The sequence below is a fragment of the Thiocapsa rosea genome, assembly GCF_003634315.1.
GTDB lineage: Bacteria > Pseudomonadota > Gammaproteobacteria > Chromatiales > Chromatiaceae > Thiocapsa > Thiocapsa rosea.
Genome location: NZ_RBXL01000001.1, coordinates 5606336 through 5622653, shown reverse-complemented (window position 1 = coordinate 5622653; position 16318 = coordinate 5606336). Strand labels below are relative to the sequence as shown.

12 protein-coding genes are annotated in these 16318 nt (G+C 55.6%); 4 read left to right on the top strand and 8 right to left on the bottom strand.

The annotated features are described in order from the left end of the window. Nucleotides 1–84: 84 nt before the first annotated feature. The 4 genes from BDD21_RS24870 to BDD21_RS24855 all read right to left on the bottom strand — a co-directional run bounded on the left by BDD21_RS24870 (nucleotide 85) and on the right by BDD21_RS24855 (nucleotide 3502). Complete coding sequence (locus BDD21_RS24870; RefSeq protein WP_120799450.1) at nucleotides 85–672, bottom strand: hypothetical protein; 588 nt, start codon at nucleotides 670–672, stop codon at nucleotides 85–87. Further along, nucleotides 669–1607, bottom strand: a complete 939-nt coding sequence (locus BDD21_RS24865; protein ID WP_147431220.1) for a tyrosine-type recombinase/integrase — start codon at nucleotides 1605–1607, stop codon at nucleotides 669–671. The genes BDD21_RS24870 and BDD21_RS24865 overlap by 4 nt, the downstream gene beginning before the upstream one ends. Before the next feature lie 98 nt (nucleotides 1608–1705). After that, a complete protein-coding gene (locus tag BDD21_RS24860) occupies nucleotides 1706–3034 on the bottom strand; it encodes an IS701 family transposase (protein ID WP_120799448.1) in 1329 nt (442 codons plus the stop codon). A 153-nt stretch (nucleotides 3035–3187) separates the two neighbouring features. Next, on the bottom strand, nucleotides 3188–3502 hold the full coding sequence (locus tag BDD21_RS24855; RefSeq protein WP_120799447.1) for an Arm DNA-binding domain-containing protein: 315 nt from the start codon (nucleotides 3500–3502) through the stop codon (nucleotides 3188–3190). A gap of 949 nt (nucleotides 3503–4451) precedes the next feature. Between BDD21_RS24855 and BDD21_RS24850 the strand changes: the two genes are divergently transcribed. Then, nucleotides 4452–4751 carry an HPr-rel-A system PqqD family peptide chaperone gene (locus BDD21_RS24850; RefSeq protein ID WP_120799446.1) on the top strand — a complete coding sequence of 100 codons (300 nt, stop codon included), beginning with the start codon at nucleotides 4452–4454 and terminating at the stop codon, nucleotides 4749–4751. Nucleotides 4752–7112: 2361 nt separating this feature from the next. Here BDD21_RS24850 and BDD21_RS24840 read toward each other — a convergent pair. After that, nucleotides 7113–8360 carry a nucleotidyltransferase domain-containing protein gene (locus BDD21_RS24840; RefSeq protein WP_120799444.1) on the bottom strand — a complete coding sequence of 416 codons (1248 nt, stop codon included), beginning with the start codon at nucleotides 8358–8360 and terminating at the stop codon, nucleotides 7113–7115. Nucleotides 8361–9175: 815 nt separating this feature from the next. Between BDD21_RS24840 and BDD21_RS24835 the strand changes: the two genes are divergently transcribed. From BDD21_RS24835 to BDD21_RS24825, 3 genes are all read left to right on the top strand, one after another. Further along, a complete protein-coding gene (locus BDD21_RS24835) occupies nucleotides 9176–9778 on the top strand; it encodes a polysaccharide biosynthesis/export family protein (protein WP_120799443.1) in 603 nt (200 codons plus the stop codon). Between the two features lie 39 nt (nucleotides 9779–9817). Beyond that, a complete protein-coding gene (locus tag BDD21_RS24830) occupies nucleotides 9818–11038 on the top strand; it encodes a porin family protein (protein WP_120799442.1) in 1221 nt (406 codons plus the stop codon). 268 nt (nucleotides 11039–11306) lie between these two features. Then, a complete protein-coding gene (locus BDD21_RS24825) occupies nucleotides 11307–13067 on the top strand; it encodes a GumC family protein (protein ID WP_120799441.1) in 1761 nt (586 codons plus the stop codon). Nucleotides 13068–13197: 130 nt separating this feature from the next. Here BDD21_RS24825 and rfbF read toward each other — a convergent pair whose 3' ends face one another. From rfbF to BDD21_RS24810, 3 genes are all read right to left on the bottom strand, one after another. Further along, nucleotides 13198–13971 (bottom strand): glucose-1-phosphate cytidylyltransferase, encoded by a 774-nt coding sequence (gene rfbF, locus BDD21_RS24820; RefSeq protein ID WP_120799440.1) that lies wholly within the window; start codon nucleotides 13969–13971, stop codon nucleotides 13198–13200. A gap of 92 nt (nucleotides 13972–14063) precedes the next feature. After that, a complete protein-coding gene (locus BDD21_RS24815; protein ID WP_120799439.1) occupies nucleotides 14064–15299 on the bottom strand; it encodes a glycosyltransferase in 1236 nt (411 codons plus the stop codon). 159 nt (nucleotides 15300–15458) lie between these two features. Beyond that, on the bottom strand, nucleotides 15459–16313 hold the full coding sequence (locus BDD21_RS24810; protein ID WP_120799438.1) for a PIG-L family deacetylase: 855 nt from the start codon (nucleotides 16311–16313) through the stop codon (nucleotides 15459–15461). Nucleotides 16314–16318: the final 5 nt, after the last annotated feature.

Genomic DNA, 16318 nt, shown 5'->3' with positions numbered 1-16318 from the left:
GTGGGGTGTTCGATGGCGAAAGGATGCGGCTAGCCTGGATGTCGGGGGGTACAAACGAATCGGGATTCGTTTGCTCTGCGGGGTCTACTCCGGGAGGAGTGCGCGGACGTGCTCGTCATACGCCAGATCCGCGAAAAACTCGATGCTCGGGGCCTCGGTCGCGTCGGCCCACGTCAGGATTTCGGCTGTCCAGTCGGGGTTGAGGCGTTGCACCTCTGCCCCGAAACGCTTCCACGCCTCCTGAATTGTCCGCTCGCGATCTTGGGCGCGCGACCACGCCCCGGCCGTCAACCATGCCGCGCTCTTGTCCTTGAGGTTTTCGGCGACGTTGGTCGCTGCCTGCTTCAATGACCCGGTGCGCTCCTTCTCGCGCAGCACCAGGGCGGCGAGGAGCATGTCGCGGTTGCGGATCTGCGGCGCGTCCCGGTCGATCTGGCTGCCACGCTGCCGCTTGAGGTTGAGCGCGTCCTCGGGCGTCTCGCCTTCCAGGATCTCGGTGAAGGCGGTCGCGACGTAGACCACGATCTCCCGAACCGGGGTGAAACCAAGCTCGACGGCTCGGGTGTACTCGCACATCAACCAGCGTGCCGACTCCCGATCTCCCGAGCGTGCGGCTCCGATCCGGTCCAGGACGACGCGCCTCCAGCGTAGGGCGCGCTCCTCGGGGGTCATGCCGACTCGGCCCGTAACGTAACGATTTCCGCGCTCGGGACGACGCCCGCGGCCTTCAAAATGTAGTCGGTGATCCGCTGCATCGGATCGCGTAACCGCTCGGTGTCGATGACCAGATAGCCCCCGGTCACGTCTGCCCCGGACTTGTGATTCAACAGCCGCTTCAAGGCATATGCCGGGATGTCGAGAGATTCCGCGATCGTGATAAAAGTTCGACGCAGATCGTGAGGCGTGAAACTGACTCCGCTCGCTTCGGCGACCGCGGCCATGCTGTGACGCGCGTCGTTGAGGTGTCCGTCCTCGTCCTTGTTGGCGCGACGCGGCCCGACCGGAAAGACGAAGCGCGAGCCTTCCGAAGACTTGGAGCGACGACGGAACAGCTCGACTAGGTAGGTTGAAAGGGGCAGGGTGTGCGGGCTGCGGTTCTTGGTGTCGGGGGCGGTCAGGGTCCGGCCTTCAAGGTCGATGTCCTTCCATTCCAGCCGGGCGCATTCCCCGCGTCTGAGCCCGGTCAGAATTAGCACCCGCAGATAATCGCGGATGGTCTCCGACTCCAGGGCATCGACGGCGCTCCACCATGCCGGGAGCTGCGCGGGTCGGATAAGCGTTTGCCGGCGCTCGACGCGGTACCAGCGGCGCGTTGCCGAAAGCCTCTTGGTCGGGATGTCCAGGATGATCGGCTGTCCGTTGGCGTTTTCGTATTTCCCCGCGGCGAAGTTCAGGATTGCCCGGAGTACCCGCATAGCCCCGTTGGCGCGGGCCTCGCTGCGCTCCCCGAGCTTGGCATGCTTGCGCTCGACCATATCGCGCGTGATCTCGGTCAGGCGGCGATCCTGCCAGTCGGGGAACGACTCGACCATGTGCCGCTTGTAGTCGTGGACGGTGCCGGGCTTCAGATCCCGTGAAGCAAGGTATTCGGCGAAGGCTTCCTTCAACGTCACTGACTCGGCTTTGATCGCTCGCTTCTCCGCGGCGGGGCTCTTCCCCTCCGCGATCGTCCCGAGCACCTTTCTCCTGAAGTTTCCCGTCTTCCTCAGGCGACCAGCCGCATGACTGCAACGATGAGGGGATTTCGGGTGCCTTGGCCGGGATCGTCGCAGTCGACCCCGAAACCCACGTCGGCGAGATCATGTGCAAGCGCTCGGCGCACATCGGCGAAGGCATATTCGGTCCGACGCGCAGCGGCGTAGCGCCGTGCGGGGGCTTGCTCCAAGCTGGCCGCGTAGATCCAGGTAATGGTGGTGGCCACCATACAGAAGTGCAGATGGTTGGTGACCGCATCGGGATTGCGGGTCTGCGTCTGGGCACTGCCGATCTCCTGCTTGATTTCCCTGAATCCGGCTTCTATTTTCCAGCGCGCGCCATAGATTTCAATCATTTGTTCAACGGATAGGGTCAGGTCGGTGGTCACCAGCGCGATCCATTGGGTACGCCGGTAGACCCACACCACGCGCACCTGGCAGCGCAGGGACTTGAGCATCACCACCTGCTCGGCGGCCACGACGTCGCGAACCCGCCCGTAGAGGTTGAGTGAATAAGTCCGCGCGGTGGCCCGCAGTGCGGTCTGCATCGCCTTGACACTGCCCAGACGCTCCCCGTACTTGCGGGGTCGTCCGGCGCGTCCCGGCACGGCCACCGGCAGGTCATGGAGCACCGCGTTCACGCGCAGACGCGAGAGCAGATGGGCACGGGAGCCGAGCGCCCGGCGCAAGGGTTTGAGCAAGCCGTTGTTGCCGAACCAGCTGTCGGTGACCACCAGGATCGGCGCCCGCGGAAAGACCCCGGCGAAGCTCTGGATCAGGCGCACGGCTTGGGTGAACTTGGTCTCGAAGGTGAGCACCCGACCGCGGATGCGCACGCTGCGCAGCGCCAGGGTCGCCCTGCGCAGGTAAAAGGCGAAGGCCAACGGCAGGCAACACCAGCGCCCGTGAATGACCTTCAGCAGTCCGAGCGTGACGATGGTCTGCGCCCACGGAAACGAGCTCTGATTGGTCTTGGCGGCATGGTCGAAGCTGCGCTGGCAGGCAAACACCTTGGTGCCGGTCTTCGGATTGATCGAGTCGTCCAGCACCACCAGCAGGCGCCCGTCGGTGAGGGGGTCGGGGATCGCCCGCCAGAGCACCGCCCAGATCCGCGTCCACGGCAGCTTCACCGAGGCCATGAAGGTGTAGTACCTGGCCTCGCCGATCACCACGCCGAAGAGCGTGGCGATGGTGCGCAGCAGGTTGGAGGTACGCGAGGCGGTGATCGGCAACAGGATCGCCTGCAGCGTGAGAATGAACCAGCGGGCGCGTTCTCGGCCGTGATCGGAGCTGGGGAAAAGACTCTGGAATTGGGTGGCGAGTACGGGTAGGATCGGCATCGAATGCGGCTCGTATATGGTTTCTAATCATGGACTTAAGCACCTTTGATTATACGCCGAAGCGAGCCTGCATTCATCTTCAACTGCTTGTTTATTCACCGAATCGTCCGCGTTTTTCACACGCGTTCGGTCATCGTGGCAGCCTGGATTTCATCAATAAGCTTTCACTAATATGCGCGCATATTCGTGGTTGCTTATATTATGATATGGCTGTATGAAACTGAGAAACTTCAGCTTTCTCGTCTCGCGCTGCGCCTGTTCGACGGTCATCGCCGGGAACGTGCCGAGGCGGATCTTCTCCGGCTTGCCTCCGACCCATCGATAGACATAGAACGTCTTGGTGCCGGATCCTGTGACCTGCACGGATAACCCCGGCGTGTCGGCATCGTAGTAGAATTTGCGCTTTCCGGCCTCTGCGGGGCCTAGTGCATCGATGCGGGTCTTGGTGAACCTGAGCTTGTCGGACATTGGCGCCCCCGGTGCTATGTCGGCGTGTTGCCGATCCGGTATCGCTCCGCGTCTCTGCTGGGTTGGCGACACGATGCCGGTGCTATGCCGGTGCTATGCGGGGGGTTGAAAATCGTCTAGTTCCGCATAGCACCGTCAAGCCCAGTATGCTGCTAGGTGCTTGTTCTGTAAAGCTCTATCAAGCTCGGTTAGTCCCGAGGGGGTCGTTATTTTTGGAACTCATAATCCCTTGGTCCTAGGTTCAAATCCTAGACGGCCCACCAACGACTGCTCATGATGGCGTACAGGCTCACCTGTGGCGTTTTCTCGTAACACCGCGTCGACGTGCCTTCGGTGATGGCCTGCCACTAAGCGTCGGAATCGATCCTGAGAATGCCGTTTTTTGTCATCGCGGTTGACAGATGGATTTGTGATCGAGTTTTGTTTCGGCTCTTACTTGACGGTCCTAGGCTCGGCATAACCGTTTCGAGCATTCACCTGTTTCTCCCTAATTTCGTTAGGCATCTAAACCGCGTCCAGAGCGAGAATGCTTATTTCCGAGTGATTTCAACGTTTCGTGCATCTACAGCCATTAACAGGGGACTCGGTTTAAAAAGATATATTTTTTAATATTTTAAACCGCCCCGGCTCCAGCGATAGTCAAGTCGGCCGGGGCCGATCCCAGCCAGAACATCGCGTACCGCGCTGGGCGCGGTTTAATTGCTGTTTCTGCGGAACATGCAAAGATCGCTGACGTTGGTCACAATGCATCATCGGCACGGCGAGCGCCTGCTGCCCAGTCTAAAATCCCGTTGGTGCGGCATTTGCAAGATCTGAGTCGTACTTCACCGCGACCTCGAACGGTTGTCCCGGCTGTAGCTCTCGGTCCTGATATCAGACAAATGTGTGTAGGCGATCCATCGGGTTGAAGGCGGGCGCCTGAACTTTTTACCGCACGTGGAGATCGTAAATGTCGACAGTTGGTGTTTCGCCGAAGACCGGTTTGACATGTCGAGACCTCGACGGGGAACTCATCGTTCTTGATGCGTCCGGGGGCTTTGTACACCAACTTAACCCAACAGGTGCGCTCATTTGGGCCCTTTTGGATCAAGGCGTTTCGGTTCCAGCAATCGCAGATCGTCTTGCCGAGACGTTCGAACTCGACGCGACGAATGTCGATCAGGATGTGAAGCGTTTCATCGCTGATCTAGAGCGCGTCGGACTCCTTGAGAACAGCACGAGTGGAGAATCAGTCAATGGCCCAGGATGAATCACGTCGGCATTTCCTAAAAAAGGCAATTTATGTACCACCGATTCTCTTGAGCTTCAAGGCCGTGCCCGCATTCGCGCGTCCGGGCTCAGTGGTCGAGCAAGCTAAAGGTAGAGTGGCGATGACCGACGATCTGCTCGGCGGCCGGCTTAGTCGCGATTCCGAGAAGCCAGGCCAGAGAGCGTTCAGTCAAGACGGTGCGTCACATGAGCCTGTCAAGCCCGGCCATGCGGAACGACGTGACATTGTGGAAACCGGAGAGAAACTCCGCGAGCAGAGGACTGGATTGAGCCTGTCCGACGACCAACCTATCAGAGCCGCCGACGTCATGAGTGGTCCGATTCCGGCTCGCGAGGGACCCAGTTCGTAGGCTTTGCCGATGTATCTCTGGCCTTCTATCGGCTCCACTAAGGCGATTTACGGGAACGAGTATTCCGATTGCGCATGCCCGGCAAAACTTTAGTGTTTGTTTGGGCCGTAGTGTAGGGGCGAATTCATTCGCCCCTACACGCAGCTAGATCTTTTGCCGTGAAACACTTTAGAGCAAGGGGAAATATGCTGTCGGTTTGCGGGAGTCACTTCGGATGAGGCATTCTTCCCGCCAGCAAGCTACGACATTGCCCGGCAGATTGTGCTTCAACGTTCTCGGTTGCAGCGTTGAGGTTCGATGGTATCGGCATGACTTCGGCGATGCAGCCGATGCGGCCTTCAGGGGGTTCGCGCCCTTTTGCTCAAAGGGCCGGGCGGAACTATGCTATAGCGTCGACACCGACAACCTCGGCGGGGACCAGTCGGTCGTGCTGCGCGATCACGAGCCGATTGCAACGGCGCGGGACGTCGGGCTGCTTTTGTTTGAGGTGCAGCGGGACTTAGTTGTCACGCTTCAGCGCCTACGCCCTGACCTCTTGTTCTTTCACAGCGCGGTCCTGCAGCGCGATGGCGTAGCGATTCTCCTAGCGGCACCATCGGGTAGCGGAAAGTCCACGACCTGCTGGGGGTTGCTTCACCACGGCTTCGATTACATGAGCGACGAGTTGGCTCCGATCGACCCTCAAACAAATTTGGTATATCCATACCCTGTTGCGCTTACCCTTAAATCGGCACCCGCGAAACCATACTGCCTTCCCGTCGACGCATTTCAGACAGCGCGAGCAGCCTACGTTCCGGCGGATGTTTTGCCGGCTGTGCAGAGTCAGGAGCCAATACCAATCGGCGCAGTTCTCTTCGTGAGGTACTCGCCCCTAGAACAGAAGCCTCACCTCCGATCGTTGACCGCCGCGGAAGCAACAGTGTTCCTTTATCCAAACTTACTGAATGCGTTAGCGCACGAGTCTATGGGACTTGACCAGGTAATCCGACTGACAAGCTCAGTACCTTGCTATGAGCTGGTATCCGCGGGGTTGAAAAGCACGGCTTCCTACGTAGCCTCGTATTTTACAACGGGACTATCTTAAAGTGCTTTGCGTCCGAAAGTCCCGCTGCTCAGTCGCGGCCTCGCTCATTGTGCCGTTGCGCCAGGCAAAGCCTGGAAGGAGAGGAAGATAGCGAACGGATAAGCCAATCGGAAACTCCTTTTTGCGACCCACCGGGTGCAAGTCCCGAGCCGGTAAGGAGTGGCCATCCACCGGAACCGAGTGTTGTGTGGTGCGGGAGCGATCCCGCCTGCGAAGCGTACACAGGGGGCGTGCAGGCCGTGTGATGGAGCCCCGTTACTGAGTTCAGCGGAGCCGACGTATTCGGAACACCGGAAGGCAACAGTTTCGGCATCGTAACGGCCTGATGTCGAGACTCCGCCGGGGTCTAAGAGCAGGGCATGTACGCACGGGTCGTCCAGGAACCTGGGAGCGCTCAGTTGCTCCTTGCCCGAGACGCGGCGCGGGCACCGCGTAAGAAGCCGCCCCGGCCCGACGGCGCTGGTCCGGCCGACGGGAGCGAACAGGACCGACGGCAAGGTAGCGCCAAGCGAAGGCAACGAAGTGCGGCGCGATGGCGACTGAGCAGTCAGAGTCGGCTGATAGTACCGTTGAGCGTGGGGAACGCACCCGAGCGGACCCATGGGAGGGAAGCGGCCGATCGGTTGAGACACCTTCTGAAGGGACGATGGCGTGAACATCGAGTCACCTGACCATCTGAACAGAACGACAGGAGATCGCGACATGGGCTGAATGGTCCATCGGGTGTGCGACAGTTGTCGTGCAGCGAGCGCTCAACCGAGGAGCCGGATGCGGTAGTCCCGCACGTCCGGATCTGTGGGAGCCGCGGGTGGGTAACCACCCGCGGCCACCCGGTGCCACCCAAGACGACAGTCGCTCGTGACACCCGCTCTGTGCCAGCACGATGAGCGCAGTTACGAACAAGGCATCATTCGCGGAATGGGTTCGCGTCCGGTCTCGGCCGCGGGATGCGCGATAGGCAACGTCCAAGTAACCAGAAAGGACGGCGGAGTCGCCAAAGAGGGTATTGTTGCTGGGCAAGACCGAACATCACTTCATCTTCCGGTCTCGGTAGCGTCAAGGCTCGGCAGAGGTACCGCATTCTTAAAGACCAACCTCCGCAGAGCCTTAGATAGATCGGGTTGATTCCAAGACAGCCGAGGGCGCGCGGTCTAGGTGTCCCCGGGCGAAATAGAACCTCTAGGATTGCCGAGAGATCCGCTTCGGACGATCTTCCCTTTGCAGAAGCGAATCTGCTGGTTGGGATTGGTGTGTCAAGAAGTAGTTGGCTGAGGTGTAAGCCGAATGTGAGAATTCTGTCGGAACGTGAGGCGCTCGCAAGCTCTTTCAATTGGACCCAATCAAGATCTCCCTCGGAGCGAACAAGTCGATCAATATCCACGACCCACTTTAAGGTGCGCCATCTGTCTTTGGCTGCATGAATACAAATATTGAGTAGCTGGTGCTCCTGAGAGAGGGTGAGCACAGTATGACCGTTCAGCGAGGCTGTACGGATACCACCCCAAATGCCTGCCAGATCCGGAGCCGAAGGGTAAAGCCGAGGAGATAATGCCCAGTGTAGGTCGATCTGCATCAGATCGTCACGACTTTGCAGCGTGAGTTCGTGATAATACCGGTCGTAAATCCGAGTTTGGTTAAAGCTAAGTTCCTGAACCCGCGGATCGGTCAGCATTCCGGGAGGATATACCGGACGATAGTCATGTTGTTGAAGAAGGCTTCGTGCTTTGGGGAGTTGGTGCTGCTGGATAAGAATATCGATGTCGCCGAATTGCCTGAGTGCGGGGTGTTCGTAAATCGCGTAGGCAAGCACGATGCCCTTAAAAGCAATGGCGGGTATCCTCTCCGCCTTGAACATCTGTTCGCATTGCGATAAGGTGTGCGCCGCTAACAGGTTTCTCAGGTGGCTAGCTCGAAAATTGTCGCGAAGGAAGGTCAATACTTCCGGAGGCGCTTCCGTGTCCCCCATCCTCTTTATTCCCCAATGCAATATTGGTAGAAGGCTGTGGTACTCCGAAAATGAAAACAAATAGTTCCAGTCGATATCCCTGATAAGTTCCGACTTTTGATCGCAAAGCTGGGCCTCACTGGCATGCTGCATGCATGAGAGAAGCAGTGCCCATTCTTTCGTCTTTAGGAGTTCATCCTTCAGGTTCATGAAAATAGCCTAACACTTTAGCTTGTGATCTTGTGAGCGAGCGGCGCGGATCCTGATGCAGCGCGGACGCGCAGACGACGTTCCCGAACCATAGGGTATAGGGGGAATCTAGGATGTTCAATTTGCCTGCTCGAGCCCATGTTCCGCTCACGCACTTCTTGTCCGACTCTAACAAGAGGTATTTGCTAGCACGGTCCAAATCTTGCTTAACTCAAAGACAGCGTTTCTCCGGCAGGGGGGCCGCGGAACCGAAAAGTGCGTGAAAACCGTCAGATTGAACTCTCTAGGGTGAATTTGGTCGCGAACACGGGGGGATCTCCTTTTTTGATCAGGATCTATATGCTTAGGGCGCCAGGTAGATCACCTCAAGGAGATCTTCCGCGCTTTGCTCTCTTGCTATTCATGAGCGATGCGAGAGGTTGCCCCTTATCGCGCGCCTCGTTACACTGCACGATATGTGAGGCAGTTCCGCGACACAAAGTTTGATCGCGCTCGCGCAGACTGGCGAGGATGGTCCGAACGAAACGCGGTTTTAGCGCTCGACCCAAGCGTTCCGGTTCTGTCTACCACGAGTCAGTGACGTAGCGACAACCAATCTACCCTTGCCAAACAGGTTGATCAGAAGTTCAACGTGGTTCCGTAAAATCGCCGTCGGATGAGGCTCGGACGGAGAGGGGCAAACGACATCTTGCCGCCTTCTGAACGGAATTGTAGGATGATTCTTTTTTTCGGGATTGGCTTGTGCGTCGACGGGCGATGCAGAGGCAGCTTTAGGCACTGACTCGACCCACAGACTCTCATTAGGTAACCGTGTCATGAATAGAAGGCCAGAGGAGTTTCGTCGGTTTGTCGGTCGTCTGGCGACAGCTGTGGTGTTCGTGAGTATGTTCGCTGCTTCGGCGCCGGGCATAGCAGGCTCCTTGATACCTCATGATGGATACCGACTTGCTCCGGGCGATGTCGTCGCGGTGTCGGTTTGGCAGGAGCCCGGACTTGAGCAACTCGTCCTAGTCAGGCCCGACGGAGGAATTTCGTTCCCGCTCGCTGGCGATCTTACGGCTCAGGGTTTGACTGTTCAAGAGTTGGCTGACGCTCTAAAGAATCGACTCCTCAAGTTTATCCCGGATCCTGTCGTGACGGTGACTCTCCAAGAGATCCCCGGGAATCGAATCTATGTCATCGGACAGGTCAATAAACCGGGAGATTTCGCCATCATAGCGAGGGATGTTACGGTAGTGCAGGCACTGGCAATGGCGGGAGGTCTTACGCCTTTTGCAAAGGAGAAGAACATTCAAATTCTTAGGAAGGAGGGTGGCAGTCAGCGATCAATTCCATTCGACTATCGCGAAATCAAGCGAGGCGGCTCCCTGACCCAAAATGTCACTCTTCAAGCCGGTGACGTGATCCTTGTACCTTGAAATGAGCCATTGCAGTGCATTCAATAAGGATGGCACGGAATGATTACGGGCCATGAAATTAGATCGCGTAATCGCAGCGCTACAAGAGCGAGCCGCTTAGTAGCCGCCGGCTTGTCGTTTTTATGGTCCTCGATAGCTTTCGCGGAGCAATGGTATTTTCTCCCATCCTTCAACTTGAAAACGTTTTACGACGACAATGTCCGACTTTTGATCAATAATCCGCAGGGGTCGTTCGGGACAGAGGCAGTTGCAAGACTTGCTGCTGGTCGGGCAACCGACATTTCCGACGTGTCGCTTCGAGCGGAGATCAATCCGAAATGGTATTCGGAAATCTCAAGTTTCGACCGTACCGACGCACGTTTTAATCTCGCGAGTTTCCGACAGCTTGAGCGTAATCGTATCGGTTTTGATGCACGCCTCGAATATGAATCAACAGATACAAGTGAAGAGCAGACAACCGGAATCGTTCAAGTCAATAAAATGCGAACGAGAGGATTTCTTAATCCCAAATGGCGCTACACGATCACCGAGCGGTTCTACTTGAATTTGAGTGCAAGTTATACCGACGTTTCATATGAAGATGTTGGTCTCGTACCTTTATACAACTACACGCTATCTCGCGGCGACGGCGGCGTCCTTTACCGTTTTAACGAACGTCTCAACCTCTTTACCAACATTTCCTATGAGCATTACGAGGCGAAGTCAATCGACAACTCTTCGGACACTTACGGGGTTGCAGTCGGTGCCGATTACGAACTTACTCAGACCACGAAGGTTCGTGCGTCCGGCGGTTTCTGGAGTTCTCGCGCCGACTTTCCAGTACGCGGAGGCATCGAAAGTAGCGACACGACCGGGATGTCAGGCCAGATTCGCCTGACCAAAGAATTCGACGTCGGTAAGCTGATATTGCAAGCCGACCAAGGTCTCATTCCAAGCGGCAGCGGTTCGCTTTTGAATAACACGGCGTTGATGTTCCGTCTAGACTATCCGCTCACGCCCCGGTGGAGCCTGAATCTGGCAGCGCGCGTCTACCGTAACGAGGACCCTGGCGGGGGAACAAATTCTTTTGGGCGTGATTTCGTTCGGGCGAGCCCAACGCTGGTCTATCAGTTGACTCGAAGTCTCGATGTTGACCTAGGGTATCAGTATCGGTACCAGGATCGCGAGAATGTTGCGGGTTCCGCAACATCCGACACGGTTTTTCTAACTCTTCGATATAACGGACGCAGGTTGCCTGCTGAAGATTTTGTGCCGTTTTGACCGCGATGGTATCTGCCATCCCTTCGGAGTCTTGGCGAGTTCACGCGTCAATTGGATTTTGATCAAAAGCCTAGGGCCGATCAGAATAGGGCTATTGTACGTCGGTTGCGGATGTCTGGCCGGAGTCCGCGGGTGAGCGCAAACATATCGTTTGGCGTTTTAGATTCCGCTTGAACGTTTTTCAATCCGTCCCCGGCGACCGATGTCCATCAGGTTTCAGGTGGCTTCCCTGCCTGCTCTCAAACACCACGATGCGGCGTGCACAAGAATGTCTGATCAAGCCTTATCCTTAGATGACTATATAGCAATTATAAACCGCCGAAAGTGGCAGTTTATCCTGCCTGCTTTTCTAGTGATGCTTGCGGCTGCGACGATAGCAATGACCTTGCCGGCTGTCTACCGTTCAACGGCGACGATTCTCATCGAGCAACAAGAGATTCCTGCGGATTTGGTTAGATCCACAGTTACCAGCTATGCCGGAGAACGTATTCAAGTCATTAGTCAGCGGGTAATGACAACTGAGAATTTAGGTCGGATCATCGAAGCATACGACCTCTATCCGGATTTGAGGCGTGACCTGGATCTTGGGGCCGCGGTCGCGAGGATGAGGAGTGATATTGTCCGTGAGATGATCAACGCTCAATTTGCGGATCCGAGGAGCGGACGGCCTACATCAGCGACGATAGCGTTTTCCGTGTCTTTTGATTCACCGTCTCCACTGCTCGCACAGCAAGTCGCACAAGAGATTGCTTCATTGTATCTTGAGAAGAATCTCCGAGAGCGAACGCGAACAGCGCAGGAGTCGACGAGTTTCCTTGAACAAGAGTCGCGGAAGCTCGCCGACGAGGTTGCCGAGATCGAAGAGCGTCTAGCGCTTTTCAAAGAGGAGCACGGAGATCGGCTACCGGAGTTGATGAAATTGAATCTTGATCTTATGCAGCGAACCGAGGATCGGCTGCGGAGTACCGCGCATGAGATGACGTCTCTGGACGAGCAAGCGATCTACCTTGCCTCCGAACTTGCTCTGATGGATCCATACTCGGCCGTTTATAGCTCAAGCGGCCAACGGGTTATGAAGCCAGCTGACCGACTGAAAGCCTTGGAAGCAGAGTATGTCGGAATCGCATCGAAATATTCCGCCGCCCATCCCGATCGGATCAAGATCGAACGGGAGATGGCGTCGCTGCGTGGAATCGTCGGCAGCACGGACTCACGGGACCTACGCCGCCGCCTAAACGAGCAGCAGTCCGAACTCAGTTCGCTATTGGATCGCTACTCGCCGGGGCACCCCGATGTGAGCCGACTTGAGCGCGAAATTGGGCTAACGCGACAACGATTGTCGTCCTATGGTGCCGGATCTGGAGATACGCGGGTACCCGACGCGGATAACCCTGCCTATATACAGTTGCAAGCGCGTTTGTCGGCGACGGAGTCTAAGCTGGCCTCACTCCGGCGCGTTCAATCCGAACTTGAGTCGAACCTGCGGGATTACGAACAGCGTATCCTTCAGAGTCCTCAGATCGAGCGCGCGTATAGTTCTCTTGTCCGCGATCATGAGCAAGCAGTCAACTCATACAAAGACATCAACGCCAAACTGAACGCGGCACGACTTGCGGAGACATTGGAGACGGAGAGCCGAGGTGAGCGCTTCTCCTTGATTGACCCGGCTAGTTTGCCCGGACAACCGTACAGCCCGGACCGCATTGCAATATTCTTTTTTGGGTTTGTTCTGGCGATCGGAAGTGGGGTCGGAAACATCGCCTTTCGAGAGGCTACCGATCAACGCCTTTACGGGCCGCGAAGCGTTCAGGCGATTACCGGATCCAGTCCTCTAGCGCTTATACCGCTAATCATAACGCATGAAGATCGCGCTGCTCGTTCCAAAAAGATTCGGGCCATCGTGGCTTCTGCAATCGTCGCTGTTGTCATGTCATTGCTCATCGTTCACGTTTTTGTGGTACCACTGAACTCGCTATGGTTGAATTCCAGCGGCGATACTGAGGCTCGGGAATCTTCAGGCACGGGGTGAATCGATACACTTCTACGGGGACCAGCAGCTTGACCCGAAAAATGCGAAAGGTAAGCCTTAGGGGCACGTCGTCCGTCAGCATTGGGATTGGCATGCGATTCAGTTTTGTGACCTTCATCGGTGAGCAAAATTACCACATTTTCCATGGGGCGTTCCCTGAGTTCCAATGCTCGTCGAGAATGTTTCGATCGCGCAGTGTATCCATGGCGTACCAGAATCCTTCGTGCCGGTAGGCTGTCAATTCACCATCTTCGGAAAGTTGGGCAAGGGGTTCGATTTCCCAGTAAGTTTCATCGCCGGAGATGTAGTCCAATACCTTTGGTTCAAGAACGAAGAATCCGCCGTTTACCCAAGCACCATCGCCTTTTGGTTTCTCCCGAAAACGAGATATTCTGGTGCTGTTAGGCGATAGTTTGAATGCGCCGAATCTGCCAGGTGGTTGCACAGCGGTCAGTGTGGCTAGTGTTCCTTCGTTTTTGTGAAATTCGATCAATTGATCGATTGCGATATTTCCCACCCCATCCCCATATGTCATACAAAATGTGTCACTTCCGATATGATCGGCAACGCGCTTGAGACGACCTCCAGTCCCGGTCAACGCACCTGTGTCGACAAGAGTGACCTTCCACGGTTCAGCTGCATTCGAATGAAAGTTTACTTGGTTCTTGTTGATATCTATAGTTACATCGGCTGCATGAAGAACATAGTTCGCAAAATATTCTTTGATCATATATCCACGGTAGCCGCAACAAATGACAAACTCATTAATGCCATGTGCGGAGAATATCTTCATGATATGCCAAAGAATAGGTCTCCCGCCAATCTCGACCATCGGTTTCGGTCGACTTACGGTTTCTTCGGATAGGCGAGTTCCCAAACCACCGGCTAGAATCACGGCTTTCATCGGTTATATTTTCTCGTCAATTATGTAAAAAGCGGATGATGAACCTGATCTGCTCTTTGTCATCTGAGCAATGCATGGCGAAGACGCTTATCTCAGGTCACTTGGTCTGTTCTTACTCTGTTTAGATTACTACGCTCGGCGATCATAGGCGCAAGCACAGTATCTATAAAAAGCCCGTATGTATCGGAAAAGCGTTCACGGGTATGATACGCGCGCGCTTGCTTCCACGTCGCGAGTGATAAAGCTCGTAGCTCTTCTTCGGGTTTCGCTGATAGGTCCTCAACTGCAGCACGGATCGCGTCTACGTTACACTGATCCAACTCGATTCCTGATCCGTTTAGATCTACGCTGCTAGACGGCGTCAAAATTGGGATAACTCCGGCATGCATGCACGATAACACGCTTCCGCCACCACCTTCGGCGCACGATGGATATACAAGACTAATAGCGTTGTTCATCTGATCCCGAAACGACGCAGATTCAACATCGATCCAGCCATACGCATGAATGTTCTCGGTTTCATAGAGCTCGCGATGAAACGCTCGGCAAAAATCCGGCTCACTCTCAAGCGGGCCGAAAACAGTTAATTTGTGCTTGGGGAGGCCAGCGAATGCTTCTAGGACTAGATCGAGTCCTTTATGTACGAAACCCGCGCTTCCGAACCAGATAAAATTCAAACGACAGTTTGAGAAACTCTTGGTTACGGGCCAGTCGTAAATGGCGGGCGTCGAAATGGGGATCCGATAGATCGGCTTCTTTGCATAGCGATACGTTGCAATAGTATATTCATTGCCAAGAGCGGTCGCGATATCCGCGTGCTCAATGGCCCAGCTTTGTTCGAAGAGCTTGGGATCATGAAGAACTATTCCCCTGCGATGCTTAAGATCATTTAGGCGTCCGTACGCAGCTCTGTTATTCTCGATCCAGTGAGCGGTATCGAGATGTGCGACCTTGATGCAGTTCGAATTCAGGCGTTCGGCGATTTGCTGTAGATTCGTGCGCGCGGAAACGAAAACGTCATAAGTCCGATTAGGCATAAATGACGTGTTCCGGTAGCTGATGACGTCAATTGCGTAATCGCGTTCTAAAAAAAGTCGGCCGATTTCTGCCGATTCCCAATGGTGGGTATGGCCGTTGGCAATTTCCTCTCCTGGCCGGAGTAGAAATGGATCAATAATATAAGATAACAGAACTCTGCCGCGAGGATTGTTTCTTGGTGCGAGCGATACGGATCTCCGGTGTTGATCCCGAGCTCTTATAATGCCTAACGCGCGGAAGAGGCGTTGAACCGCAAGTCGTGACGAATGTGAAATGCTGCGTGTGATCATCAATGCGCTCGTGTGCCATGTGGTGAAGCCTGATGTCGACACGGTGGGGCTAAATGGGATGTGTCTTTATAAAGATACAACGCGAAGAATCTTAAAGATTTGATACGGAGTTCAAAACCGTGCATAAGCTGCGGACCGTATGGACGCCTTAAAATCGAGCTATCCATTTCGGAGTCGTTTAACAATTCGGGACAGTATGTGCGGCCGCGCTGGGCGCGGTCGTAAACCGAGTCGTAAGACATTAACGGGAAAATTACCGCCGACTGTGGTTGACGTCGTAGCCGAAACAAGATCGGAGTCAAGGAAGAACGTTTCATGCGTCGGCCACACATAATCGTCGTACCATGTCCAGCAGTCGTAGTCGCGATATAGCGCAGCCAAGTCATATGCCAGGGTGAGGTTAGTATTCATGGTTGTGTAGGTGTGAGAAAACCCCAGAACGGATTTCTGCATTAGCTGCCAGGATCGGTCGCTGACGTATCCGGGATACCAAATTTGGAACCCATGCTTGTGTTGAGCCGCCGCTACGGCGGCATAGACCTGGACATGGTCCTCGTGGCCGTAATCCCCCCAAGGGCTGTGTGTCAAAACGACTTGAGCGTTTTTAAGGGCTTCGTCGAGCAGCGTGGCAAGGCGTTCGTAGTTATGCCGATAGGCGTCGCGGACAGTCAAGGGGGCAATGAGTTCAAGCCCGTACGCGGAGCGCCGAGCGTTTGGCCAGCCTGCCGTGTTAAATGAGCGGCACTCGGCAAGGCCAATTAGCTCTGCCGTATCAAGAGGATACGCCGCGAAAAGCTCGTCTCGCTTTTGACCGAGACCTGGATCGTTAGGGTTTTCGGAGTAAACGACGATGACCTTGCTAACCTCGCCTACGACTGAACTGAACCAGAGAATCTCGTCGTCAGGATGGGCGACCACGAGTATCGCATCCGCCAGCCGCAGCGTGTCTTCCGCATCGTTGGCGCCGCTTGGATCGTCTCCAGGGAGGGCCGACCTAAACGGGCCCGCGTTCATTGGGT

What these genes read in the sequence shown, in the direction of transcription:
- BDD21_RS24855 (WP_120799447.1), bottom strand. Translation starts at nt 3,502, where the DNA reads ATGTCCGACAAGCTCAGGTTCACCAAGACCCGCATCGATGCACTAGGC.
- BDD21_RS24850 (WP_120799446.1), top strand. Translation starts at nt 4,452, where the DNA reads ATGTCGACAGTTGGTGTTTCGCCGAAGACCGGTTTGACATGTCGAGAC.
- BDD21_RS24825 (WP_120799441.1), top strand. Translation starts at nt 11,307, where the DNA reads ATGTCTGATCAAGCCTTATCCTTAGATGACTATATAGCAATTATAAAC.
- BDD21_RS24815 (WP_120799439.1), bottom strand. Translation starts at nt 15,299, where the DNA reads ATGATCACACGCAGCATTTCACATTCGTCACGACTTGCGGTTCAACGC.
- BDD21_RS24810 (WP_120799438.1), bottom strand. Translation starts at nt 16,313, where the DNA reads ATGAACGCGGGCCCGTTTAGGTCGGCCCTCCCTGGAGACGATCCAAGC.
- BDD21_RS24835 (WP_120799443.1), top strand. Translation starts at nt 9,176, where the DNA reads ATGAATAGAAGGCCAGAGGAGTTTCGTCGGTTTGTCGGTCGTCTGGCG.
- BDD21_RS24870 (WP_120799450.1), bottom strand. Translation starts at nt 672, where the DNA reads ATGACCCCCGAGGAGCGCGCCCTACGCTGGAGGCGCGTCGTCCTGGAC.
- BDD21_RS24830 (WP_120799442.1), top strand. Translation starts at nt 9,818, where the DNA reads ATGATTACGGGCCATGAAATTAGATCGCGTAATCGCAGCGCTACAAGA.
- rfbF (WP_120799440.1), bottom strand. Translation starts at nt 13,971, where the DNA reads ATGAAAGCCGTGATTCTAGCCGGTGGTTTGGGAACTCGCCTATCCGAA.
- BDD21_RS24840 (WP_120799444.1), bottom strand. Translation starts at nt 8,360, where the DNA reads ATGAACCTGAAGGATGAACTCCTAAAGACGAAAGAATGGGCACTGCTT.
- BDD21_RS24860 (WP_120799448.1), bottom strand. Translation starts at nt 3,034, where the DNA reads ATGCCGATCCTACCCGTACTCGCCACCCAATTCCAGAGTCTTTTCCCC.